22 protein-coding genes are annotated in these 23,598 nt (G+C 59.3%); 10 read left to right on the forward strand and 12 right to left on the reverse strand.

The window, feature by feature from the left end; translation table 11 throughout:
• Positions 1-57 precede the first annotated feature (57 nt).
• On the forward strand, positions 58-2,310 hold the full coding sequence (ptsP, locus tag B30_RS05725; RefSeq protein WP_009571081.1) for a phosphoenolpyruvate--protein phosphotransferase: 2,253 nt from the start codon (positions 58-60) through the stop codon (positions 2,308-2,310).
• A gap of 9 nt (positions 2,311-2,319) precedes the next feature.
• Here ptsP and B30_RS05730 read toward each other — a convergent pair whose 3' ends face one another.
• Positions 2,320-3,090, reverse strand: a complete 771-nt coding sequence (locus B30_RS05730; protein ID WP_009571083.1) for an EcsC family protein — start codon at positions 3,088-3,090, stop codon at positions 2,320-2,322.
• Between the two features lie 50 nt (positions 3,091-3,140).
• Positions 3,141-3,632 carry a GNAT family N-acetyltransferase gene (locus B30_RS05735; RefSeq protein WP_009571084.1) on the reverse strand — a complete coding sequence of 164 codons (492 nt, stop codon included), beginning with the start codon at positions 3,630-3,632 and terminating at the stop codon, positions 3,141-3,143.
• A 229-nt stretch (positions 3,633-3,861) separates the two neighbouring features.
• On the opposite strand from B30_RS05735, the gene B30_RS05740 reads away from it, so the two are divergent.
• The 6 genes from B30_RS05740 to B30_RS05765 all read left to right on the forward strand — a co-directional run bounded on the left by B30_RS05740 (position 3,862) and on the right by B30_RS05765 (position 8,428).
• Complete coding sequence (locus tag B30_RS05740; RefSeq protein ID WP_009571085.1) at positions 3,862-4,446, forward strand: flavin reductase family protein; 585 nt, start codon at positions 3,862-3,864, stop codon at positions 4,444-4,446.
• Between the two features lie 81 nt (positions 4,447-4,527).
• A complete protein-coding gene (map, locus tag B30_RS05745; RefSeq protein WP_009571086.1) occupies positions 4,528-5,292 on the forward strand; it encodes a type I methionyl aminopeptidase in 765 nt (254 codons plus the stop codon).
• A 195-nt stretch (positions 5,293-5,487) separates the two neighbouring features.
• A complete protein-coding gene (locus B30_RS05750; RefSeq protein WP_009571087.1) occupies positions 5,488-6,276 on the forward strand; it encodes a transglutaminase-like domain-containing protein in 789 nt (262 codons plus the stop codon).
• 103 nt (positions 6,277-6,379) lie between these two features.
• Positions 6,380-7,252, forward strand: a complete 873-nt coding sequence (locus tag B30_RS05755; RefSeq protein ID WP_009571088.1) for an S-methyl-5'-thioadenosine phosphorylase — start codon at positions 6,380-6,382, stop codon at positions 7,250-7,252.
• Between the two features lie 3 nt (positions 7,253-7,255).
• Positions 7,256-7,882, forward strand: coding sequence for a LysE family translocator (locus B30_RS05760; protein ID WP_009571089.1), 627 nt, complete (start codon positions 7,256-7,258; stop codon positions 7,880-7,882).
• 15 nt (positions 7,883-7,897) lie between these two features.
• Positions 7,898-8,428 carry an adenine phosphoribosyltransferase gene (locus tag B30_RS05765; protein ID WP_009571090.1) on the forward strand — a complete coding sequence of 177 codons (531 nt, stop codon included), beginning with the start codon at positions 7,898-7,900 and terminating at the stop codon, positions 8,426-8,428.
• Positions 8,429-8,546: 118 nt separating this feature from the next.
• Here B30_RS05765 and B30_RS05770 read toward each other — a convergent pair whose 3' ends face one another.
• From B30_RS05770 to coxB, 10 genes are all read right to left on the reverse strand, one after another.
• Complete coding sequence (locus tag B30_RS05770; protein WP_009571091.1) at positions 8,547-9,977, reverse strand: FAD-binding oxidoreductase; 1,431 nt, start codon at positions 9,975-9,977, stop codon at positions 8,547-8,549.
• Between the two features lie 44 nt (positions 9,978-10,021).
• Positions 10,022-10,612: a GNAT family N-acetyltransferase gene (locus B30_RS05775; RefSeq protein ID WP_009571092.1), complete on the reverse strand. Its 591-nt coding sequence runs from the start codon at positions 10,610-10,612 to the stop codon at positions 10,022-10,024.
• Positions 10,612-11,871, reverse strand: a complete 1,260-nt coding sequence (locus B30_RS05780) for a M16 family metallopeptidase (RefSeq protein WP_009571093.1) — start codon at positions 11,869-11,871, stop codon at positions 10,612-10,614. The genes B30_RS05775 and B30_RS05780 overlap by 1 nt, the downstream gene beginning before the upstream one ends.
• Positions 11,868-13,250 carry a threonine synthase gene (gene thrC, locus B30_RS05785; RefSeq protein ID WP_009571094.1) on the reverse strand — a complete coding sequence of 461 codons (1,383 nt, stop codon included), beginning with the start codon at positions 13,248-13,250 and terminating at the stop codon, positions 11,868-11,870. Before thrC ends, B30_RS05780 begins: the two co-directional genes overlap by 4 nt.
• Before the next feature lie 13 nt (positions 13,251-13,263).
• Positions 13,264-13,932: an SURF1 family protein gene (locus B30_RS05790; RefSeq protein ID WP_040401978.1), complete on the reverse strand. Its 669-nt coding sequence runs from the start codon at positions 13,930-13,932 to the stop codon at positions 13,264-13,266.
• A gap of 99 nt (positions 13,933-14,031) precedes the next feature.
• Positions 14,032-14,835: a cytochrome c oxidase subunit 3 gene (locus B30_RS05795; protein ID WP_009571096.1), complete on the reverse strand. Its 804-nt coding sequence runs from the start codon at positions 14,833-14,835 to the stop codon at positions 14,032-14,034.
• A gap of 43 nt (positions 14,836-14,878) precedes the next feature.
• Complete coding sequence (locus B30_RS05800; protein WP_009571097.1) at positions 14,879-15,460, reverse strand: cytochrome c oxidase assembly protein; 582 nt, start codon at positions 15,458-15,460, stop codon at positions 14,879-14,881.
• Positions 15,460-15,621, reverse strand: coding sequence for a hypothetical protein (locus B30_RS21940; protein ID WP_009571098.1), 162 nt, complete (start codon positions 15,619-15,621; stop codon positions 15,460-15,462). Before B30_RS21940 ends, B30_RS05800 begins: the two co-directional genes overlap by 1 nt.
• 1 nt (position 15,622) lies before the next feature.
• Positions 15,623-16,561: a heme o synthase gene (gene cyoE / locus B30_RS05805; RefSeq protein ID WP_009571099.1), complete on the reverse strand. Its 939-nt coding sequence runs from the start codon at positions 16,559-16,561 to the stop codon at positions 15,623-15,625.
• Positions 16,562-16,718: 157 nt separating this feature from the next.
• Entirely contained in the window at positions 16,719-17,624 is a 906-nt protein-coding gene (gene coxB, locus B30_RS05810; protein WP_009571100.1) for a cytochrome c oxidase subunit II, read from the reverse strand.
• Between the two features lie 179 nt (positions 17,625-17,803).
• Between coxB and tldD the strand changes: the two genes are divergently transcribed.
• From tldD to topA, 3 genes are all read left to right on the forward strand, one after another.
• Positions 17,804-19,222 (forward strand): metalloprotease TldD, encoded by a 1,419-nt coding sequence (gene tldD, locus B30_RS05815; RefSeq protein WP_009571101.1) that lies wholly within the window; start codon positions 17,804-17,806, stop codon positions 19,220-19,222.
• Between the two features lie 204 nt (positions 19,223-19,426).
• Entirely contained in the window at positions 19,427-20,590 is a 1,164-nt protein-coding gene (gene dprA, locus B30_RS05820) for a DNA-processing protein DprA (RefSeq protein ID WP_009571102.1), read from the forward strand.
• Positions 20,591-20,831: 241 nt separating this feature from the next.
• Complete coding sequence (gene topA, locus B30_RS05825) at positions 20,832-23,489, forward strand: type I DNA topoisomerase (RefSeq protein WP_009571103.1); 2,658 nt, start codon at positions 20,832-20,834, stop codon at positions 23,487-23,489.
• Positions 23,490-23,598: the final 109 nt, after the last annotated feature.

Raw genomic sequence — 23,598 nt, forward strand, 5'->3', positions numbered from 1 at the left:
CACATCAGTGCTCTAAACATGAGACGCCAAAAACAGGCGCGAAGGGAACGGCGGGACATGCCCCAACATCTGGAATCTGAGAGCCGGAAACTGCTTGGTCGGCTGCGCGACACGCTTGCCGAAAGCAGTGCTGGCCAAACCCGTCTGGATCGCATCACCCATCTGATCGCGGACAGCATGTATACCGAAGTCTGTTCGATCTACCTGTTTCGCGATTCCGATACGCTTGAACTCTGCGCCACCGAAGGTCTCAAGGCCGAAGCCGTCCACAAAACCCGGATGCGCGTCGGAGAGGGGCTTGTCGGCCGTGTCGCGCGCGCGCGCAGCATCGTCAACACCGCTGACGCGCCCTCTGAGCGCGGCTTTCGCTATATGCCCGAAACGGGCGAAGAGATTTATTCCTCTTTCCTTGGTCTACCGATCCAACGTCTGGGCGAAATCCTAGGCGTCTTGGTGGTTCAATCGAAGGAGGCGCGGGAGTTTTCCGGCGATGAAATCTATGCGCTTGAAGTGGTCGCCATGGTGCTGGCCGAAATGACCGAACTCGGCGCGTTCATTTCCGAAGAAGGCGGTATGGCCGCGCTGCACCAACACCCGGTGATGTTCAAGGGCGCAACAGGTCAGGAGGGTGTGGCCGAGGGCAATGTCTATCTGCACGAACCGCGCGTCGTTGTGACCAACCCGGTGGCCGACGATCCCGAGGCCGAAAAAGTCCGGCTCAAAGCCGCGATCGACACGCTGCGCCTCTCGGTGGACGGCATGCTCGCCACCGTGGAACCGGCGGAAAAAGACCAGCGCGAGGTGCTTGAGGCCTACCGGATGTTCGCCAATTCGCGCGGCTGGATGCGCCGGATGGAAGAGGACATCGACCGAGGCCTCTCCGCCGAGGCCGCCGTTGAAAAAGAACAATCCACCGCACGGGGTCGTTTGGCCACCGCCCCCGACCCCTATATGCGCGAGCGACTGCATGATCTCGATGATCTGTCCAATCGCCTGTTGCGCATTCTGACCGGACAGGGGTCAGAGACCGGGGCGGAAATGCCCGAGAACCCGATCCTCGTTGCCCGCAACATCGGTCCCGGCGAGTTGTTGGATTATGGCAAGAACCTCAAAGGCATCGTGTTGGAACAGGGCTCCGTTGGCTCCCATGCCGCCGTGGTGGCGCGCGCCTGGGCGATCCCTTTGGTGATCCATGCCGAGGGCATCACCACCGAGGCGTTGAACGGCAATGCGATCCTGATTGATGGTGATCAAGGCATCGCGCACCTGCGGCCCGACGACACTGTCACCCTTGCCTTTCGCGACAAAATCGCGATGCAGGCCGAGGCACAAAAACGCTATGCGGGTCTCGTGGGTCTGCCGGCCGAAACCGCCTGTGGCAAAACCATCGCCATGCATATGAACGCGGGGCTGATGGCCGATCTGCCGTCTCTGGCCACCTCTGGCGCGGAGGGCGTCGGGCTGTTTCGCACCGAATTGCAATTCCTGATCCGCAACAAAGTCCCGCGTCGGGGCGAGTTGGCAACGATCTATGCGCAAGTCATGGACGCCGCGCGCGGCAAGCCCGTGGTGTTTCGCACTCTCGACATCGGCTCCGATAAGGTGCTGCCCTATATGAAGCCGCAGGACGAGCCAAACCCGGCGATGGGCTGGCGTGCGATCCGGGTTGGGTTGGACAAACGCGGCGTCATGCGGATGCAGCTTCAGGCCCTGACGCGCGCCGCCGCAGGCCGCCCGCTGACCGTTATGTTCCCTTTCGTGGCCCAGTTCGAAGAATTCCGCCAAGCCCGTGCGATCCTGATGGAAGTTCTGGACAGCGAGGCGAAACTCGGCCACGCTCCCCCCGCCTCAATCAAGGTCGGCGCGATGTTGGAAACGCCTTCTCTGGCCTTTGCCCCGGATCGATTTTTCGAGGAAACCGACTTTATTTCCATCGGTGGCAATGACCTGAAACAGTTCTTTTTTGCCGCAGATCGTGAAAATGAACGGGTCCGCAAGCGCTATGACACGCTGAATTATTCCTTCCTCAGCTTCATCCGCCAAATCGTCGCCCGCTGTGACCGATTTGGGACGCCGGTGTCCTTTTGTGGTGAAGATGCCGGGCGTCCGCTCGAGGCCATCGCACTGACCGCCATGGGCGTGCGCACGCTCTCGATGCGCCCGGCCTCAATTGGTCCGGTGAAATCGGTGTTGCGCCGGTTGGACTTGAATGAAGTGACGGCCGTGATCGACGAGGCTGCCGCCCGTGGTGCGCAATCGGTGCGCGCAGATTTGATCGCCTATCTGGCGAACCACGGCATGATTGCTTAAATTTATGAATTAACGCTTCATTTCGACCCGCAACAGCTCTTTGAGCTGATCAAAACTCTGATCGCTGTCCTCGGCCAAACGCAACATACCAAAGCTGACATGGGCCATGTCCTGATAATAGGCGGTGTAGGCGTAATTGGTTATAGCTCCGGCAACAGCGCCCAAAATCGGCACGGTTTGCGCCGCGAGTTTTTGCCCCAACACCACCGACAGGCGGGGCGCGACACGGGCGATGATCCCGTTCAATGTCGCCCCGGTCAAGGTCGTGCGTGTCGCCAGAAACCCAAGGTCGGCGCCGTCATCAGTCTCCAAAGGGCCTGCGGCGGCAAAGACTTGGATACAGGCTTTACGGATGTCCTCGCGCTCCGGGTCAAACCCGTATTCTTCCGCCACATTTTGAATGGCATGGAGCAACACGGTCGTGGTCACCGGCAATTCAGCCAAGGCCGTTGGCAATCCGCCCGCCCCACCCGCCGCGCCCAAACCGCAGGTCACAGCCCGCGACAGCCATGTGGTGCCCTTGACCGTGCGCCGCCCGCGCGCCGCTCCATCAAAAGCCAGTTCAAGCGCCGAAAGCGTTGCCCCTTCAAGATGTGCGCGCACAGGTTTTGGCAATTTGCCAAACAGCCCGTCCGCCGTGCCGCCCACGAGGTTCAAAAGCTGCATCCCCGGCGTGTTGGCACGTTTGAGCCGACGCGCAAGGGCGCGAATGGCCTCCGGAGTCGGAGCTTGCAACACGGCGTTGTCACCGTCGGTCAGGGCGGGTGTTTTTTGTTTCATGTATGATAATTGGGGGGACTGTCGGGCTTTGCCAAGTCCCAGATGGGCGCTCAATCGTCTTTATGCACCAGTCCGGACACGGTATCCCACGCACCGGGCCGCAATGCCACTCCCAAAACCCGGTCCGGGTTGGTTGGTGGCGGCATTTCGACATGGTCCAGTTTTTCAAAGCCAAAGCGGGCATAATAGGGCTCATCCCCGACCAAAAGCACCCGCTCCCAGCCCAGTTTGACCGCCTCGGCCATGGCTTCGGTGATCAACAATCCGCCCAAACCCTCGCCTTGCCGTGTCGGGTGAACGGCCACGGGGCCAAGCAACAAAGCGCGATCTTCTCCCGTGCCCACCCGGATCGGCCAAAACCGGATGACGGCGGCCAAAATCCCATCTGGATCGCGCGCCACGAGGCAAAGATCGGACACTTTTTCAACGCCATCCCGCAATCGGTACGAGGACAACAGTTCGCGCCCAGGCGCGAAACAGGTGTCATAGAGGTTCTCAACCTCCCAGTAATCATCCGCCGTTTCAACTTCGAGCTGATACACGCCTGCCCCTGCCCTTGTCCTTCTTTGACCGAACCCGCAATGCGCCCGGATTTTGGCTCGAAATCCCGCGAAAGCGTTTTACGAAAATCGACCCCGGTGATTTTCGTAAAACGCCGTGCAACAGCCTGATGTCGCGGGCCTTTTCAAGGCCCCCCTGCCTCAAGTGAATTGAAAAGGCTTTAACACGGCGCTAGATGAGGGGCAACGCGAAGAAGAGGACAGCGCCAAGATGTTTTATCGACCCACCGAGGGCCACGGCCTGCCGCATAATCCGTTCAACGCCATCGTGTCGCCGCGCCCAATCGGCTGGATCTCGTCGCGTTCGGCCACAGGCGTTGAGAACCTCGCACCCTACTCGTTTTTCAATGCCGTTGCCTATGTTCCGCCTCAGGTGATGTTTGCCTCGGTCGGCAGCAAAGACAGCATCCGCAACATTCGCGAGACCGGAGAGTTTTGCGTCAATCTGGTGAGTGCGGCGCAAATCTCTGTGATGAATGCCTCCTCCGAAGCCTTGGACTTTCACGAGGACGAATTCACCCATTCCGGGGCCCTGCGCGCGCCCTGTCGCGACATCGCCTGTTCGCGGGTCGAAGACGCGCCCGCCGCACTCGAATGCAAAATGACCCAGATTGTGCAACTCGAAGGCAAGGACAACCATGTGGTCTTTGGCACAGTCGTCGCCATCCACATCCGCCCGGACTGCGTGGTGGACGGACGGTTTGACGCGGTCAAAGCCCGGATGTTGTCGCGCCTTGGCTACCGCGATTATGCCGAGGTGACCGAGGTGTTTGAATTGACTCGCCCGAATGATTGAGGGCATGACAGCGAGGCGCGCGCATGCAAAACAGACGCGCCTCACCTACGCACGCCGCCTCGATAGAAGGACATGCCCCGCATGACGATCACCCATCAGGACGAGTTGGACGGGTTGAAAGACATCGGCCGGATTGTCGCCAACACGTTGCAGGTCATGTCGAAAGCGATGGAACCCGGCATGACGACACGCGAACTTGATGACATCGGCAGCGCCTGTCTTGAACGCGTCGGTGCCGTGTCTGCGCCGCGCGCCACCTATGGGTTTCCGGGCACCACCTGCATCAGTGTGAACGAAGAAATCGCCCATGGCATCCCAGGAGATCGGGTGATCTCTCCCGGCGATCTGGTCAATATTGATGTGTCGGCGTCCAAAAATGGCTATTTTGCCGACACTGGTGCGACCCATCGGGTCTCTACCCTGTCGTCCAAATCTGGACCGCAGAAACTGGACCGCCTGTGCCGCGATGGCAAACGCGCCATGCAGATCGGGATCGCACAGGTCGGCGCAGACAAACCCTTGGCGGGCATCGGCAATGCCATTGGCCGCTTCGCACAGGCGCGCGGATACACGCTGATCCGCAATCTCGCCAGCCATGGCGTGGGTCGGGCGTTGCACGAAGACCCTGAGGAAATTGCCACGTGGCCAACGCGGGGTGACAAACGCCGCATCCGCAAAGGGCTTGTGCTCACCGTCGAACCTTTTCTGTCCACAGGTGGGCTTTGGGCCGACCAAGGCGAGGATGGCTGGACCCTTTACAGCACCCCAAGCGCCCCCGTCGTCCAATACGAACACACGGTCGTGGCGACCAGCAAGGGCGCGCTGATTGTGACGCTGCCGGGTTAGCCTATCAAACGGTCATGCGGCATCCTCAACGCAACCGTTTTGTGAAAACGACGCGCCTTCCAACGGGACGAGGCCACGGACCTCTGACTCCCGTTGAAAGCTGATCCAAGACCAGATACGGCAGAAAGAGAGAGGGCAGCTTCTCCCCACCCCTGTCGGCTTTGTACTTATTCAGCCACACCCATAGGATACGGAATGCGCATTCAAATCGACGTCGCGATGACCTACCGCTTTCCAAACCCGAACACGGTGTTTTTGGCGCTTGAGGCGGCTCATGCGCCGGGCCAGGAGATCGTCTATGAAAGCCTGTTGATTGGCGATGCCGAGATCAGCCGCATCAATGGGGATTCGGATGTGGGTCAGCGCGTCTTTGCCCGCGTGCACGGCTATGAGATGTTGCTCAATTACAGTGCGCTGTTGGACATCACCCGCCCGCGCGTCGCCCTTGATGGGCTTGTGGCCGCACCCTGGCATATGTTGCCGAGCGAGGTCGTGCCCTACCTGCGGCCCTCGCGCTATTGCCAGTCGGATAAATTCGTCAGTTTTGTGAGCAAACGCTTTGGCGGGCTTTCCGGTGGGCAAAAGGTGGCCGCGATCCGCGATTGGATCGAAACCAACCTGTCCTATGTCCCCGGAAGCTCCGATACCGACACCAATGTGTTGGAAACCTTCGCCGGACGCCAAGGTGTGTGCCGCGATTACGCCCATCTGATGTGTTCGATGGTCCGAGCCGCCCAAATCCCCGCCCGCATGGTCGCCACCTATAGCCCCTATGTCACGCCACAAGATTTCCACGCCGTTGCCGAAGTCTGGCTCAGTGGCGCGTGGCATTTGGTCGACGCCACGGGCATGTGCCACGCCGATGACATGGCGATCATCTCGGTCGGTCGTGACGCCTACGACATCGCCTTTATGGAATCACAAGCGCCCGCAGAATTGTGGTATCAATCGGTCTGGGTACAGCGGGTCGAGACGCCCACTTGAAACGGTTCGCGGCGGGTCCCGCATCCGGCGGGCGTAATTGCCCCTTGCGCGCCCTTTTTCTGCGCCGCAAACTTGCATCAACTGGCCATGCAAGGAGACAGCAATGCAGCGAATGATTGGTGTGATGGGCGGCTCGGGGGTCTATGAGATCGACGGGTTGGAACAAGCCACATGGCAAGAGATCGACACCCCTTGGGGGGCGCCCTCCGATGCGGTTTTGACCGGCACGTTGGAGGGCGTCAAAATGGCCTTTCTGCCCCGTCATGGACGCGGCCATGTGCAATCGCCCAGCACCGTGAATTATCGCGCCAATATTGATGCGATGAAACAACTCGGCGTCACCGATCTTGTGTCCGTCTCCGCCGTGGGGAGTTTTCGCGAAGAGATGGCACCGGGCGATTTTGTCATTGTCGATCAATTCATTGATCGGACATTCGCACGCGAAAAATCATTCTTTGGCACCGGCTGCGTCGCCCATGTGTCGGTCGCCCATCCTGTCTGTGAACGCCTGTCTGGCTTGGCCTATGAGGCGGCGCGCGCCACTGGCGTGGCGGTCCATAAAGGCGGCACTTACCTCGCCATGGAAGGCCCGCAGTTTTCTTCGATGGCCGAAAGCAAACTGTACCGCGAGTGGGGCTGTGACGTGATTGGCATGACCAATATGCCCGAGGCGAAACTCGCCCGAGAGGCCGAAATCTGCTACGCCTCCGTCGCCATGGTCACCGATTATGACAGTTGGCACCCAGATCACGGCGCGGTCGACATCACCGCGATTTTTGCCACGCTCAAGGCCAACACGCACCACGCCAAAGCACTTGTCGCGGCCCTGCCCGCGCTGCTGTCCGAGGCCTACGCGCCCTGCGAACACGGCTGTGACCGGGCGCTTGAGTTTGCCATCATGACCGCGCCGGACAGACGCGATCCGGCCGTCATCGAAAAACTCTCGACCGTCGCCGGTCGCGTTTTGAAAGGATAAGACATGAGTTTTGATCTTTGGCTGGCCTTCGCCGCCGCCTCTTTCGTGTTGCTGATCATCCCCGGCCCGACCATCCTTTTGGTGTTGTCCTATGCGCTGACCCAAGGCAAGCGGGTCGCCGTTGCCACCGCTTTGGGCGTCGCCTTGGGCGATTTGATCGCCATGAGCGCCTCGCTTTTGGGACTTGGCGCGCTGGTGGCCGCCTCGGCCACGGCCTTTGTTGCGCTCAAATGGGTTGGTGCGGTCTATCTGCTCTATCTCGGCGTTAAAATGCTGCGCTCCGCACCCAAAGCCAGTCTTGGCGATGTGACCCAGATGGATCACGTCAGCGCCACACATGTGTTTGGTCATGCCGCCCTGGTCACCGCGCTCAATCCCAAATCCATCGGCTTTTTCATCGCCTTCGTGCCGCAATTCATCCGGCCCGAGGCGGCCCTTGCGCCGCAATTCGCCGCCCTGATCGCCACCTTCGTGGGGCTGGCCGCACTCAATGCGCTGGCCTATGCGCTTTTGGCCAACAAGATGCGCCAACGCATCCAACGCCCGCGCGTGTTGCGCAATTTGACCCGGACCGGCGGCGTAGCCCTGATCGGCATGGGCGCGCTGACCGCCACGCTCAAACGCGCGTAAGCAAAAGGAATCTCTATGAAAACCGTCAAAGATTACATCCGTACCATCGTCGATTTTCCACACGAAGGGATCATGTTTCGCGATGTCACCACCCTCTTTGCCGATCCGCGCGGGATGCGTTTGGCGATTGACCAGATGCTTGCGCCCTATGTCGGAATGCAGATTGATAAGGTCGTCGGCCTTGAGGCGCGCGGGTTTATTTTGGGCGGCGCGATTGCTCACCAACTTTCCATCGGCTTTGTGCCGATCCGCAAGAAAGGCAAACTGCCGGGCACGGTGATTTCCGAGGAATACAAACTCGAATACGGCGAGGCGATTGTCGAAATCCATGACGACGCGATCCAACCGGGCGAGAAAATCCTTGTGGTTGATGATCTCTTGGCGACGGGCGGCACGGCGGCGGCGGGGATCAAATTGATCGAACGTTTGGGCGGCGAAATCGTTGGCTGTGCCTTTATCGTCGATCTGCCGGAGCTGGGCGGGCGCGCCGTTTTGGAAAACCTAAGCTATGACATTCATGCCCTGTGCCAATTTGAGGGAACGTGAACGGTTTGGTAAGGACTCAAGCCTAATCATTGCCCTGTCCCGAGGAGCCGGGACGCTGTTTGCACCACATGTGAGTGATCACACGCGCCCTGACCGCCCCCCGGTCAGGGCGTAGTTTTTACTCAAACTGATCGTCGATCTGGCGCAAAACCGCGCCGGGATTCATGATGCCTTTCGGATCAAGTGCCGCTTTGATCGCGCGCATCGTGGCCAATTTGACCGGATCGCCATAGCGCTCCAAGTCTTCCATTTTCAACCGCCCGACCCCGTGTTCGGCGCTGATCGAGCCATCATATTCGGCCACCAGATCATGCACACAGGCCTTTACCGCGCCCCGGACATTCTCATACTCGGCGCGGCTGCGCCCCTTGGCCGGGAACGCATTATAATGCAGGTTGCCATCGCCCAAATGGCCAAAGCAATTGACCCGGATGTCGGCGATTTTTCCAAGTCGCTCAATCCCTTCAGGGATAAACTCCGGGATACGCGACAGCGGGATGGAAATGTCGTGCGACGAGATCGAGCCAATGCGCCGATTGGCCTCGGGGATGTTTTCGCGTAACGCCCAAAAGGCCTGACGCTGGACCTCATTTTGCGACAAAACACCATCGCTCACCAGCCCAGCCGCGCTGCCCGCCTCAAACAGGGCGGAAAGTCGCTCTTCAGGGTCACTCACCCCGGACAGCCCCAGATCAATCAACACGCACCACTCTGGAGGAGTCTCAAACGGCTGGCGCAGATCGGGCATCGTCTCCGACAGAAACGCGAACCCCATGCCGGACATCAGTTCAAAGGCAGAAATGCCATCGCCGATCATCGCTTGCGCCATGGCCAAAAGCTCCAATGCCGCCTGTGGCGAGGACACCACAAACACCGCCGCGGCCGCGTGATCCGGGCGCGGGAAAAGGCGCAAACTGGCCGCGGTGATCACGCCCAATGTGCCCTCGGCACCGATCAACAGGTTCCTGAGATCATAGCCCGTGTTGTCTTTGCGCAGGCGTTTGAGACCGTGCCAAATCGAGCCGTCCGGCATCACCGCCTCAAGCCCCAAACACAGGTCGCGCGCATTGCCATAGCGCAGCACATTCAACCCACCCGCATTGGTCGCAAGATTGCCCCCAATGCGACACGAGCCTTCAGACGCCAAAGACAGCGGAAACAGGCGATTGGCCTCCGCGGCCGCAGCTTGGACATCCGTCAAAATCGCACCCGCTTCGGCAATGATCACGTTTTCCGACGCATAAACTGCGCGGATCGCCGTCATGCGTTCCAAAGACAAGATCACCGGCGCGGGGCCGTCATAGGCCACCTGCCCCAAAACCAGCCCCGTACCCCCACCCAAAGGCACAACGCCCACGCCCGCCTCATGGCACATTCGCACCACGGTCGAGACCTCTTCGACGCGGCCCGGACAGGCGATCACCGCCGCCTGGCCATGGTAACGCCCACGCGGGTCCTCCAATTCACCGGGACGACGCGAGCGCAGGGTGCCGGAGGGCAAAGCCGCCGCAAGGCGGTCCAAAAACGCGGCTGTGGCGGGCTGGGTCATGGATCAAGCTCCTCTGCGCCAATCAAGCGCCGTTTGGGCCACGCTCAAGCCAAGCCCACAGTGGTTGGACCACGCCGATCATGGCGCAGTGCCGAATAAAGAACGTGATTGCGCCAGCGCCCGTTGATCTGAAGATAGGATTGCGCCACGCCTTCGTATTTGAACCCGGCCTTTTCCAAAGCCCCGCGCGAGGCCACGTTTTCGGGCAAACATGCCGCCTCGATCCGGCTGAGGTCCATCCGTGAAAAAGCGCGATGGACCATGCCGGCGATGGCCTCTTTCATATACCCTTGGCGGGCATAGCGCGCGCCGATCCAATAGCCGATGGTGCCCGCTTGCGACGGGCCACGGCGGATGTTGTCAAGTGTGAGCGCCCCCAAAAGCGCTTGATCCTCACGACGGATCAAAAACAACGCCAATGCCGCATCCGATTTATACGACCGCTCGGCCCAAAACACCCTGTTGGTGAAGGCTTTGCGCGCCAAATGATCCTCGGCCCAGGTCGGCTCCCAATGTTGCAAAAAACTGGCACTTTCCCCCCTGAGCGCTGCCCACGCACGGTAATCCGAATGCAAAGGCAATCGGAGCACAAGGCGCTCCGTATCAATCCTCACCTTCGGTCGGCGTTGGAACATCAGGCGGCGAACCTTTCACGCAGGTCTGCCAAATCGGGCGCACCTTTGACCGGACCGTAGAGCGCCATGGAGGCGCGGCTTGTGCCGATCTTGGCCAAGAAATCGCGCACCCCGTCCAGAGTCACCGCATCAATGCGCCTGACGGTTTCGTCCACCGCAGGCACCCGGCCCCAGATGCCAATCATCCGCGCATTGCGTTCGGCACGCGAGGAGGGGCTTTCCATCCCCATGAGCAAACCCGCTTTGATCTGAGCACGGGCGCGGTCGACCTCAACCAAGGTCATCTCATCGGCGGCACGTTTCATTTCATCAATCGTCAGCTCGGCCAATTCGCCCACCTGATCGCCCGACGTGCCCGCGTAAATCGTGGTCATGCCGGTGTCAGCATAGGCCCCCGATTGCGCATAGATCGTATAACACAGCCCGCGTTTTTCACGCAGTTCCTGGAACAGCCGCGAGGACATGCCGCCGCCCAAGGCGGTGGTCGCGGTTTGAGCGATGTAGATGTCTTCGTCGCGATAGCCCGGCCCCTCGAAGGCGAGGGTAAAATGCGCCTGTTCGAGTTTCTTGACCTTGCGGAATTCGCCGCCTTCAAAGCGCGCCGGATCGGCGTGGTCGCGGCCATGGGATTTGAGCCCGCCGAAAATCTCGGCAGCCTCTGCGACGATCCGGTCGTGATCAATATTGCCCGCCGCCGAGAGCACCATCCGCTCGGGGCTGTAATGCTCTTCGACAAAACCCGCCAAATCATCGCGGCTAAAGCTGCGGACCCGTTCGGCAGGGCCTAAAATGGTGCGGCCAAGCGCCTGTTTCGGAAAGGTCGCTTCTTGCAGCCAGTCGAAAATCACATCGTCGGGCGTATCAAGCGCCTGACCGATCTCAGACAAGATCACGCCACGTTCGACTTCGAGTTCGCGCGGATCGAAGATCGGGTTGAGAACAATGTCGCCGATCACATCAAGCGCCAAAGACACATCGTCTTTGAGCACCCGCGCGTAATAGGCCGTGACCTCGCGTGACGTATAGGCGTTCAAATAGCCCCCGACGTTTTCCAACACTTCGGCGATCTGCAACGGCGTGCGTCGCTCGGTGCCTTTGAAGGCCATATGTTCAAGGAAATGCGCGATGCCGTTTTGCTCAACGCGTTCGTGCCGCCCACCGGCCAAGACCCAGACGCCGATCGAGGCGCTCTGCATCGAGGGTTGAAGTTCCGTCACAATGCGGAACCCGTTGGGCAGTGTATGAATGCGTGGGCTCAAGCGAGACGCTCCTTAATGAGAGATTTCAAGCCATCCAGGTCATTGGCGACCACTGTAAAGCGCTCGTCGCGCTCAAACAGGTCGGCCATATGCACAGGCAAGGCCGGGTGGATGCCACAGGCGGCCTCGACTGCGGCAGGGAATTTCGCCGGATGCGCGGTCGCCAGCGACACCATCGGCACATCCGAAAGATGCTCTTCCGCGACTTTGACCGCAACGGCTGTGTGTGGGCACAGAACCTCACCCGTGCGGGCCTGCATGGCGGAGATGGTGGCGGAGGTTTCGTCCTCGGACGCGCGTCCAGAGGCGAACGTGTCGCGCAGGCGATCCATCGCGCCTTGAGAGATTTTGAATTCGCCCGATTTGAGTTCCGTCATCAATTGCGCAATCGCCGCGCCTTCGCGGTCATAGACGTCAAACAAAGCGCGCTCAAAATTGGAGCTGACTTGGATGTCCATCGACGGGCTGATCGAGGGGGTCACGCCCTCTTTGGTATAAGCGCCTGTCACCATGGTGCGGTGCAGGATGTCGTTTTGGTTGGTGGCGATCACCAGATCCTTGATCGGAAGGCCCATACGCTTGGCAATGTAGCCCGCGAAAATGTCACCGAAGTTTCCGGTCGGGACAGTAAACGACACCTCGCGATGCGGCGCGCCCAGCGAGACGGCGGAGGTGAAATAATATACCACCTGCGCCAAAACCCGCGCCCAGTTGATTGAATTTACGGCGGCCAGTTTGACGTGATCGCGGAACGCGATGTCCGCAAACATCTCTTTCAGCGCCGCTTGGCAATCGTCGAAATCGCCCTCAACGGCGAGCGCATGCACATTGGCCTCAGGCGGTGTGGTCATTTGCCGACGCTGCACGTCGGAGACGCGGCCATGCGGGAAGAGGATGAACACATCGACGTTGGACAAGCCTTTAAAGGCCTCAATCGCCGCCGACCCGGTATCGCCAGAGGTCGCGCCAACGATGGTCACACGTTTGCCAGAGCGCGACAGGGCCGCCTGGAACAATTGCCCGATGAGTTGCATGGCGAAATCTTTGAATGCCAAGGTCGGCCCGTGGAACAATTCCAACAGGAAATGGTTTGGGCCAAGTTGCACCAAGGGCGCGCGGGCGTCGTGTTTGAACCCGGCGTAGGCCTTGGCGATGATCTCTTTGAATTCGGCGTCGGTGAACGTGTCGCCGATGAAGGGCCGCATGACAATAAACGCCGCCTCTTCATAGGACTTTCCAGCCAGACCTGCGATCTCATCCGCGCTGAGTGTCGGGATGGTTTCAGGCACATAAAGCCCGCCATCGGAGGCCAGCCCCGTCAGCATCGCTTGTTCGAATGAGAGCACCGGCGCTTGGCCGCGGGTCGAGATATAACGCATTGTGTCCGCCGCTTTAAACTTTTCGGGTTCTGATACGCCACAAGAGGAAGAGAGTCATCCCAAACCAGACAAGACACAGCGAAAACCATGTGATCGCGTATTGCAGATGGTCATTGGGGATGCCTTCGATGCCCACCGGGATCGGCTCGATCCCCTCCCCCGTGCTGTCGCGCGCGACAATCAGGATCGGCTCTGTGCCCAAAGCCACCGCCATGGCAGGAATATCGCGACCAAACCAGATGTTGCGGCCCAGATCCGGCGCGGGTGTCGAACTGTTCATATCATCGGGCCAATGCAGATTGCCGACCACAGACACAGCCCCTTTTGGGCGCGGCGCATCCTTGGCCATTTCTTCCACAAAGCCACGATCCAACAACACCCGACGCCCATCCGAAAGCGTCAAAGGTGCTACGATCAAATAGCCCGCACCGATCTGTTTGCGCGAGACCAGAACATGCAGCTCACCCTCGCCAATCACCCCTTCGGCCATCACCGGAAGGTATTTCATCGACGGGTCCACCACGGCAGGCAGGGGCACCGGATCGGCGATGATCTCGGCGGTGATCTCGGCCAAAATACCCGCCTTCCAGTCCATCCGCGCCAATTGCCATGTCCCAAGCCAGATCAGGATGCCACAGCCGATCACACCGATCAGGGTGGGGAAGATCATTCGTTTGAGCATGCCGTCTCCAAAACTGGTCCCACGCAAAAGGGCGCGAATATCGCGCCCTTCTATCAAGTCTTTACCGTGAGCAAAATACTCATCCGATCTGTGCCAAATTTATTGGCCCCAGATGTAAACCGCCACGAAGAGGAACAGCCAAACGACGTCCACAAAGTGCCAGTACCACGCCGCAGCCTCAAACCCGATGTGATCGTCAGGGGTGAAATGCCCCTTCATCGACCGCACCAGACAGATGGTCAGAAAGATCGTGCCGATGATGACGTGGAAACCGTGGAACCCGGTCGCCATGAAGAAGGAGCCAAAGAAGAAGTCGCCGCCAAATGTATAGCCTTCATGTACGAAAAGCTCATAATATTCATAGGCTTGGAACACGGTGAACAGACCGCCAAGACCAACACCGATGGCCAGACCGGCGATGATGTCTTTGCGCACGTTGCCATGCACCAAAGCATGGTGCGCCCAAGTCACAGCGGCCCCAGAGCACAGCAGGATCAGCGTGTTGATCAGCGGCAGGTGAAACGCGTCGATCGGGATGATTTCTGGCGGCACATAGGTCGCGCCCGGATATTCGGACATCGGGTAGAGCGTGTGTTTGAAAAACGCCCAGAACCATGCGGCAAAGAACATGATTTCGGACATGATGAACATGATAAAGCCATAGCGTAGGCCGATGCGCACCACTGCTGTGTGGTCGCCCGCCTGGTTTTCTTTGATCGTGTCCGACCACCAGCTCCACATCACATACAAAACGCCGATAAAGCCGATCAGGAAAATGAACGGGTTGTCGTTGGCCATCCATTGGACAGCGCCAAACAGCATGACAAAAGCTGAGGCAGCGCCCATGAGCGGCCACGGCGACGGCGGCAGGATGTGGTAATCGTGGTTCTTTTCATGCGCCATAATGTGCGTCCCTCTCCCTTGAGGTGGTTGCCCGTATGCGAGCTTAGTTCAGACCTGAAACCGGGGCTGCGTCGCTCTCAAGAGCGGCGTAGTCGTCGGGCAGGTCGGTTTCGTGAAAGGTATAAGACAGGGTGATGCGTTGTACGAACTTCGCATCCCGGTCTGTGGTGATTTCAGGATCGACATAAAAGGTCACGGGCATCAGCACACGCTCGCCCGGTTTGAGCACCTGTTCGGTGAAACAGAAACAGTCGATTTTGGTAAAAAACCCGCCCGCTTCAAACGGGGCAACGTTGTAGGACGCGGTGCCTCCGATGGTGCGATTGGTCGGATTGTAGGCCTCGTAAAAGGCCAGCCCGGTTTCGCCAATTCGCAGTTCCATCGTGTGCTCAACCGGTTTGAATTCCCATGGCATATCCGGGTCGGTGTTGGCGTCAAACCGGATTTTGATCGTCTTATCCAGAATCACATCGGAGCCTGTCGAGGCCTCAGCCGTGGTGCCGCCAAAGCCGGTCACCGCGCAAAACCAGCTATAAAACGGCACGGACGCCCAAGCCAGCCCGCCCATGAGAGCAACGACCCCCACAAGTTGCAGAACTGTTTTTTGCGGTCCCTGAAGTGCCATTACTTCGCAATCTCCCGTTGCATGATCGCCGGGTCGATCACGGTGACTTTCGCCACGGTCAGCCCCAGCATCAAAATGACAAACACGCCCAAGGCCAGTCCAAGCCCAACATTGCGCGAGCGCCGCCGGGTATGAATTTCGTGAAGTTTGGTGATTGCCATCTTAAAACGGCCCTCCAAGGCCCGCGGCCATAAGCCCTTTGTCCAGCATCAGCGCCGTGAAGTGCAGGAAAGTATAGGCCAGTGACAGTTTGAAAAACGCCCGCTCTGCCTTGTAATTGTCGGCCTCGGCCTGCTCTTCATTGCGGCGCCAAATCACAATCGCACCCTTGAGGAACAAGCCATTGAGCACGACAAAAGCCACCAGATAGGCCCAGCCTGCCAAGGGTGTGAGGAACATTGCACCTGCGGTCAGCGCCAAAAGCACGGTGTAGGCCAGGATATGATTGCGGGTGACGCGTTTGCCATGGGTCACGGTCAACATCGGCACTTTCGCCTTGTCGTAATCCGCGTTCATGAACAGTGCCAAAGCCCAGAAATGCGGCGGCGTCCACATGAACACCAGCATGAACATCAACACGGACGGCAGGGTGATGTCACCCGTCACAGCGGCCCAACCGATCATCGGAGGAAAGGCACCGGCGGCGCCACCGATCACGATGTTCTGCGGCGTCGAGCGTTTGAGCCACATGGTATAGACCACGGCATAAAAGAAAATCGTAAAGGCCAAAAGCCCGGCGGCGACCCAATTGGTCGCAAGCCCCAGCATGACGACAGAGAAAGCCGACAAGGTGAGGCCAATCGCCAGCGCCTCTTCGGGGGCGACTTTGCCCGACGGGATCGGACGCGATTTCGTGCGTTTCATCACCTGATCAATATCGGCATCATACCACATGTTCAGCGCGCCGGACGCGCCGCCGCCAATGGCGATGCACAGAATGGCGAAAAAGCCGATAAACGGGTGAATGCCACCGGGCGCGACGATCATGCCCGCGAAGGCGGTGAACACGACGAGAGACATCACACGCGGCTTGAGCAAGGCGAAATAATCGCCAAACCCGGCCTCGCGGCTGTCGTCCATGTTGATCGTCGCGTCAGTCATCGCGTCTACCTATTCCTTGGCCCTGCCCTCTCAAACCTGCCCTTTGGGTCTGTGCCTGTGGGGTCTATGTCTGTGCGGACAGGGCGTTTTCGTGCGTGGGACTTAATGTGCCAGATGGGGCGGTTGACCCGCCCTCACCTGAAATGATGAAAGACGCTTACTCAGCCAAGGCCAATTTAACCGCGCTCGGAGCGGTCTCGATCGAGGCGTATTCTTCTTTCGCGCCCGCCAACCATGTGGCGTAGTCTGCCTCGGACACAACCTTCACCGTGATCGGCATAAAGGCGTGATCCTTGCCACACAGCTCGGAACACTGACCAAAGAAAGTGCCGGTTTTCTCGGCTTTGAACCAAAGTTCAGCCACACGACCCGGAACCGCATCCTGTTTCACGCCAAAGGCCGGGATGGTCCAGCTGTGGATCACATCCGCGCCGGTCACGCCCATAACGATGGTTTTGCCAACCGGGACAACAACCTGTGTATCCGTTGCCAAGAGGAACTGATCGGGGGTGTAACCCGCATCGGCCAACATCTGCTCAACCTCAGGGGTGCGCATATACTCGCCGCCCGTGGCCGGTTGACCGATCATGTAGCTATCAAAGGCAAATCCTTCGTCCACATATTCGTAGCCCCAGTACCACTGATACCCGGTCACTTTGATGTAAATGTCGCCCTCGGGGATTTCCTGTTGCTTGAACAGAACCGGAAGCGAGAAAGCCCCGATCACCACAAGGATCAAAATCGGCACGATCGTCCAGGCCACCTCGATTTGAGTGTGATGGGTGAAGGTCGCCGGGGTTTTGTTGCTGCGCGAATTATAGCGCACGATCACCCAAAGGATCAAAAGCGCAACGAAAAGGACAATCGCACCGATAATCCAGTTCAGCATATGATCCAGACCGTGAATATCGCGCGCCAACTCGGTCGCGGCGGGCTGAAAGCCCATTTTCCCGGAAACAGGCGCACCCAAAAGCTCACCAGCATCTTGGGCAAAGGCTTGTGTCGCGCCAAGGGTTGCGAAAAAAACGGCCGCCAAGCCGGACAAAAGGGGTTTTGTGCGCATTCTCTCTTCCCATTATTGCAGTCGAAGGCAGGGGCCTGTCGATGCCGCCCCGTTCATGCGGGTGCGTTTTCGTTTGAGTCTTTCCCATCAAAAACCATATTAGACGCGACGGGACAAGAATTCCCCGCCGCTTTGAGCGGTTTTTTTGATCTAGATCAAGTCCCAAGGGAGAAAAATCAATGCCATCGAGACGTTTTGACCCATTTACAAACACACTCGACTTCGACACGTCGCTGGCGATTCTGCGCGCAGCCGTGGATGGGGCCGATGATGGCGAACTGTTCTTTGAACGGCGCACCTCCGAAGGCATCGTTTTGGACGACGGACGGATTCGCACCGCCTCCTATGATGCTTCCGAGGGATTCGGCCTGCGCGCCGTGCGCGGCGAAACCGCAGGCTACGCCCATTCCACCACAATCAGCGAAGCAGCAATCAAACGCGCCGCGGAAACCGCCCGTCTTGCGGTGGGCGATGGCGGCGGCACCTTGGCCGACGGCCCACGCGCCACGAATGTCAAACTCTACACCGACGAGAACCCGCTCGACGGCGCGGCCTTCGAGGTCAAAATCGACACATTGGGCGAGATTGACGCCTATCTGCGCGACCTCGACCCGCGCGTGGTGCAAGTCTCCGCCACGCTGGCCGCCTCGCATCAAGAGGTGTTCATTCTGCGCCCCGAAGGCACGCTTGTCTCCGACATCCGCCCGATGGCACGACTCAACATTTCGGTCATTGTCGATCAGGCCGGACGACGCGAAAGCGGCGCGTCGGGCGGCGGCGGGCGCTATGGCTTTGACGGTCTGTTGCAGCCCGAGCATTGGAAATCCGTCGCCCGCGAGGCCCTGCGCATTGCCACAGTCAACCTTGAGGCCGTCCCCGCCCCCGCGGGCGTCATGGACGTGGCCCTTGGCAATGGTTGGCCGGGTGTGTTGTTGCATGAAGCGGTCGGCCACGGGCTTGAGGGCGATTTCAACCGCAAAGGCACCTCCGCCTTTGCGGGCCTGATGGGGCAACAGGTCGCCGCCAAAGGCGTCACCGTTTTGGATGATGGCACGATCCCGGATCGACGCGGGTCGATTTCGGTCGATGACGAAGGCACGCCCTCGTCCAAAACCACCCTGATCGAAGACGGCATCCTCGTCGGCTACATGCAAGACCGCCAAAACGCCCGCCTCATGAATGTCGCCCCCACCGGCAATGGCCGCCGCGAAAGCTACGCCCATGCACCGATGCCACGGATGACCAACACCTATATGCTCGGCGGCGACGCCCGACCCGAAGAGATCGTCTCCGAGATCAAAGACGGGATTTATGCCGTGGGCTTTTCCGGCGGGCAGGTTGACATCACCAACGGCAAATTCGTGTTTAATTGCACTGAGGCGTATCGGGTCGAAAACGGCCGCGTCGGCGCGCCGGTCAAGGGGGCGACGCTGATTGGCGATGGCGCCACCGCGATGCGCAATATCCGCGCCATTGGCAATGACATGGCGCTCGATCCCGGTGTCGGCAATTGCGGCAAATCGGGGCAATGGGTGCCGGTGGGCGTAGGGCAGCCGACGCTTTTGATCGGCGGGCTGACCGTCGGCGGCTCGGCCTGATCCACGCAGTTCGGCACCGGATCACGTTAACCATTATGAACAGGGCGGCCGAAGAGGTCGCCCTTTTGCATAAGTGAAGCGCGTGTTGCGAGCGGTATGGTAAAAAAATTCAAGACCATTGCACTAAAATGCAATCTTTCTTGGTTTTGGTAACGCCTCATTAACCAATTTGCGGCAATGTGAAAGGGCAAGAGACGGAGAGAGTTGATCTTGGAGTTCATCCCTTCCCACCACCCCCTCACCCCACCCCACACCGTGGAAGATCGGGTCGATTGGCTCCGCCTCTTGCGCTCACGCCGCGTTGGCATCAGCACCTTTTATCGGATGCTTGAGGAACACGGCGATGCGGCTACCGCCCTTGAGGCCCTCCCTGAAATCGCCAAACAAGCCGGTGTATCCGATTATCAAACCTGTCCGCGTGGTGTCGTTGAGGCCGAATTGAAAGCCGGTCGTAAACACGGCGCGCGTTTGATCACCCGCGCCGATCCCGACTATCCTGCCCTTCTTGCCCTGATTGACGATGCCCCGCCCGCGCTTTGGGTCAAAGGCGACCTGTCGCTGTTTGAACGTCCTTCCTTGGCGCTGGTCGGCGCCCGCAATGCCTCGTCTTTGGGGGTGCGTTTCGCCCGTACTCTGGCGCGTGAATTGGGCGAGGAAGGTTTTGCCATCACCTCCGGTCTGGCCCGCGGCATTGACGCGGCGGCGCATGAGGCGGCGCTTGCGAGCGGCACAATCGCCGTTTTGGCCGGTGGCCTGGATGTGATTTACCCCGCCGAGAACGCCGATCTTTACCATAAAATCGCCGAGACCGGGCTTTTGATCTCGGAACAGCCTTTTGGCATGAAACCCTTTGCCCGGCATTTCCCAATGCGCAATCGCATCGTCTCTGGCCTGTCTCATGCCACCGTGGTGATTGAGGCGGCGGCGCGCTCGGGGTCGCTGCTGACGGCAGGCAATGCTCTGGATCAGGGGCGAGAGGTCATGGCCGTGCCGGGGCATCCGTTTGATGCCCGCACATCAGGCTGCAACATGTTGATCCGCGATGGCGCCACTTTGGTGCGCGGGGCGCGCGATGTGATCGACACGCTGGCCGCCGCTTCGCCCTTGGCTCAAACCGTGCAACACACGCCCGCGACCGCCATTCCCGTCACACCCCGACCAACGCCCAGTCCAGACCCGCGCGCGCTCAAAGACCACGCCATACTGCATGCCGAAATCCTCGCCCGTCTCTCCGGCGCGCCCCTGCCGGAGGACGACCTGATCCGCGACATCGGTATCCCGGCGGATCAACTCAGCTCCGAGATTCTCACTCTCGAACTCGATGGCCGCATCTTCCGCAAACCCGGCGGGCTTTTGGCGCTTGGATGACCCCTCATTCCGCTCCCATTTCCCCTGTCACACGCCTTGTCACAAAAAATTCCCAAAGCCGTTGATCCACGGGTTTTTGTCCCGATACCTTTAGGTATCGCGCGGTCATCATGCCGCATGACGGGCAGAACAGGCTTGCTTTGGCGCAAAAAAACCGTAGATGCCACATTGACAATCAGTCGTTGCAGACCCCATTTTCCGCCGCCATAAGGCCAAGAAATCATAACCCGAAGGACAGTCCATGCCAGTTGTTGTTGTTGAATCCCCGGCCAAGGCGAAAACAATCAACAAATATCTCGGCAGCAATTACACCGTCCTCGCCTCTTATGGCCACGTCCGCGACCTCCCCGCCAAAGACGGATCTGTCGACACCGACAATGACTTCGACATGACCTGGGAGATCGGCGCGGACAGTCGCAAACACGTCAAAGCCATCGCCGATGCGCTCAAAAACGACGACGAACTGATCCTCGCAACCGACCCTGATCGCGAAGGCGAAGCGATTTCGTGGCACCTGCAAGAGGCGCTGACCAAACGCAAGGCGATCAAAAAATCCACCGCCGTGTCGCGCGTGACCTTCAACGCCATCACCAAAGCCGCCATCCTGGAAGCGATGAAACACCCGCGCCAAGTCGATGTGCCGCTGGTCGATGCCTATCTGGCGCGCCGCGCGTTGGATTACCTTGTCGGCTTCAACCTGTCCCCGGTGCTCTGGCGCAAACTGCCCGGCGCGCGGTCGGCAGGCCGGGTGCAATCGGTGTGTCTGCGCCTGATCGTCGAACGTGAAATCGAAATCGAGGCTTTCAATCCGCAAGAGTACTGGACCGTCAAGGCCCTCTTGGAGACCCCGCGCGGGCAATCTTTTGAAGCGCGCCTGACCCAGCTTTCGGGCAAGAAACTCGACAAATTCGACCTCAAAGATCGCCTCACCGCCGAAATGGCCGTCCAAGCGGTCAGCTCGCGCGCGCTCAAAGTCGCCTCGGTCGAGGCCAAACCCGGTTCGCGCAACCCCTCTGCGCCGTTCATGACCTCGACCCTGCAACAGGAAGCGTCGCGCAAATTCGGCATGGGCGCGCGCCAAGCCATGAACGCCGCGCAACGCCTCTATGAGGCAGGCCTCATCACCTATATGCGGACCGACGGCATCGACATGGCCCCCGAAGCGGTGACGCAGGCGCGCGACGCGATCAAAGCCCGCTATGGCGACCGCTATGTGCCCGCCAATCCGCGGATTTATAAAAACAAAGCCAAAAATGCCCAAGAGGCGCACGAATGTATCCGCCCAACCGATATGTTTGTGTCCCCCGATGAGGCGAAACTGACGGATGCGGATCAACGCAAACTTTATGACCTGATCTGGAAACGCACCATTGCCTCGCAAATGGAGGCGGCGCGCCTTGAACGGACCACCGTGGACATCACCTCCGATGACCACGAAGTCGTGCTGCGCGCTACGGGCCAAGTTATTGTGTTTGATGGGTTTATGGCGGTTTACACCGAGGGCCGCGATGATGTGGACGAGGATGACGAAGGGCGCCTGCCGCAGATCATGGACGGCGAAGCGTTGAAACGTGTCGCCGGTGGGCTCAAAGCGCAAGCCGCTGAAAAAGAGGCGATTTTGGCCGGTGATGACGCTATTTTGGGCCTGCAACACCACACCAACCCGCCGCCGCGCTACACCGAAGCGACTTTGGTCAAACGGATGGAAGAGCTGGGCATTGGCCGCCCCTCGACCTACGCCTCCGTGCTGACCACAATTGTGGATCGCGAATATGTGCGCAAAGAACAAAACCGCCTGATCCCCGAAGACAAAGGCCGGATCGTCACGATCTTTTTGATGAATTTCTTCCGCAAATATGTCGGCTATGAATTCACCGCCAATCTCGAAGAAGAACTCGACGAAATCTCGGCGGGCGATCTCGATTACAAAGAGGTTTTGGCAAAATTCTGGCGCGATTTCTCGGCGGCGATTGGCGAGACCTCCGAGCTGCGGATTTCCGAAGTGCTCGATAAATTGGACGCCGCCCTCGCGCCACAGCTTTACCCGCCGCGCGCAGACGGCAGCGACCCGCGCGTCTGTCCGCTCTGTGGCCAAGGCAGCTTGCACCTGAAAACCTCGCGCTCGGGTGGCTTTGTCGGCTGTTCGAACTACCCCGAATGCCGCTACACCCGCCCGATCAGTGGCGATGCCGCCGAAGCGGGCGACCGGATTTTGGGCGAGGACGAAGATGGCAACGAAATCTCCCTGCGTTCAGGTCGCTATGGCCCCTATGTGCAGCGCGGCGAGGTTTCGGAGGAAAATAAGAAACCCAAACGCGCGTCTTTGCCGAAAGGCTGGGACGCGGAGGCGATGGACCTTGAAAAGGCGCTCACGCTTTTGAGCCTGCCGCGCCGGATCGGGGAACATCCGGAAGGCGGCGTGATTTCCGCCAATTTCGGGCGTTTTGGCCCCTATCTGATGCACAAACTGCCGGGCGACGAAAAGCCGGTTTACGCCAATCTCAAAGACCCGAACGATGTGTTTGAATGCGGCATGAACCGCGCGGTTGAATTGATCACCGACAAGCGCAACAACCCGGGGCGCGGTCGATCTTCTGCGGCCAAGCCGTTGAAAGAATTAGGAGAACATCCCGATGGCGGCGGCGCAATCAGCGTCATGGAAGGCCGTTATGGCCCCTATGTGAAATGGGAAAAGGTCAACGCGACCTTGCCAAAGGACATCACGCCAGAAGACCTGACGATGGACCAAGCGGTGGCATTGATCACGGAAAAAGCGGCCAAGGGCGGCAAAAAGAAAGCCCCGGCGAAAAAGGCAGCCGCGAAAAAACCGGCGGCCAAGAAAACCGCCGCGAAAAAGCCCGCAGCCAAAAAACCAGCGGCCAAGGCTCCAGACGCGTAAACCGGGCAAAACGCCACCCAGCCCAGACCCCATCTGCCAAAGGGCCCCTCACCGGGCCCTTTTTGCTGCACCATTTTGTTGCAGTGCGGCATCCTCCATTGACAGCCCG

Origin of the sequence: Celeribacter baekdonensis B30 (assembly GCF_000299875.1) — a bacterium.
GTDB classification, from domain to species: Bacteria; Pseudomonadota; Alphaproteobacteria; order Rhodobacterales; family Rhodobacteraceae; genus Celeribacter; species Celeribacter baekdonensis_A.

Coding starts and splice junctions, on each gene's coding strand:
- B30_RS05750 (WP_009571087.1), top strand. CDS start 5,488: ATGCGCATTCAAATCGACGTCGCGATGACCTACCGCTTTCCAAACCCG.
- tldD (WP_009571101.1), top strand. CDS start 17,804: ATGCCATCGAGACGTTTTGACCCATTTACAAACACACTCGACTTCGAC.
- B30_RS05795 (WP_009571096.1), bottom strand. CDS start 14,835: ATGGCGCATGAAAAGAACCACGATTACCACATCCTGCCGCCGTCGCCG.
- topA (WP_009571103.1), top strand. CDS start 20,832: ATGCCAGTTGTTGTTGTTGAATCCCCGGCCAAGGCGAAAACAATCAAC.
- B30_RS05800 (WP_009571097.1), bottom strand. CDS start 15,460: ATGGCACTTCAGGGACCGCAAAAAACAGTTCTGCAACTTGTGGGGGTC.
- B30_RS21940 (WP_009571098.1), bottom strand. CDS start 15,621: ATGGCAATCACCAAACTTCACGAAATTCATACCCGGCGGCGCTCGCGC.
- B30_RS05730 (WP_009571083.1), bottom strand. CDS start 3,090: ATGAAACAAAAAACACCCGCCCTGACCGACGGTGACAACGCCGTGTTG.
- coxB (WP_009571100.1), bottom strand. CDS start 17,624: ATGCGCACAAAACCCCTTTTGTCCGGCTTGGCGGCCGTTTTTTTCGCA.
- B30_RS05740 (WP_009571085.1), top strand. CDS start 3,862: ATGTTTTATCGACCCACCGAGGGCCACGGCCTGCCGCATAATCCGTTC.
- B30_RS05765 (WP_009571090.1), top strand. CDS start 7,898: ATGAAAACCGTCAAAGATTACATCCGTACCATCGTCGATTTTCCACAC.
- ptsP (WP_009571081.1), top strand. CDS start 58: ATGCCCCAACATCTGGAATCTGAGAGCCGGAAACTGCTTGGTCGGCTG.
- thrC (WP_009571094.1), bottom strand. CDS start 13,250: ATGCGTTATATCTCGACCCGCGGCCAAGCGCCGGTGCTCTCATTCGAA.
- B30_RS05790 (WP_040401978.1), bottom strand. CDS start 13,932: ATGCTCAAACGAATGATCTTCCCCACCCTGATCGGTGTGATCGGCTGT.
- B30_RS05755 (WP_009571088.1), top strand. CDS start 6,380: ATGCAGCGAATGATTGGTGTGATGGGCGGCTCGGGGGTCTATGAGATC.
- B30_RS05770 (WP_009571091.1), bottom strand. CDS start 9,977: ATGACCCAGCCCGCCACAGCCGCGTTTTTGGACCGCCTTGCGGCGGCT.
- cyoE (WP_009571099.1), bottom strand. CDS start 16,561: ATGACTGACGCGACGATCAACATGGACGACAGCCGCGAGGCCGGGTTT.
- B30_RS05760 (WP_009571089.1), top strand. CDS start 7,256: ATGAGTTTTGATCTTTGGCTGGCCTTCGCCGCCGCCTCTTTCGTGTTG.
- map (WP_009571086.1), top strand. CDS start 4,528: ATGACGATCACCCATCAGGACGAGTTGGACGGGTTGAAAGACATCGGC.
- B30_RS05775 (WP_009571092.1), bottom strand. CDS start 10,612: ATGTTCCAACGCCGACCGAAGGTGAGGATTGATACGGAGCGCCTTGTG.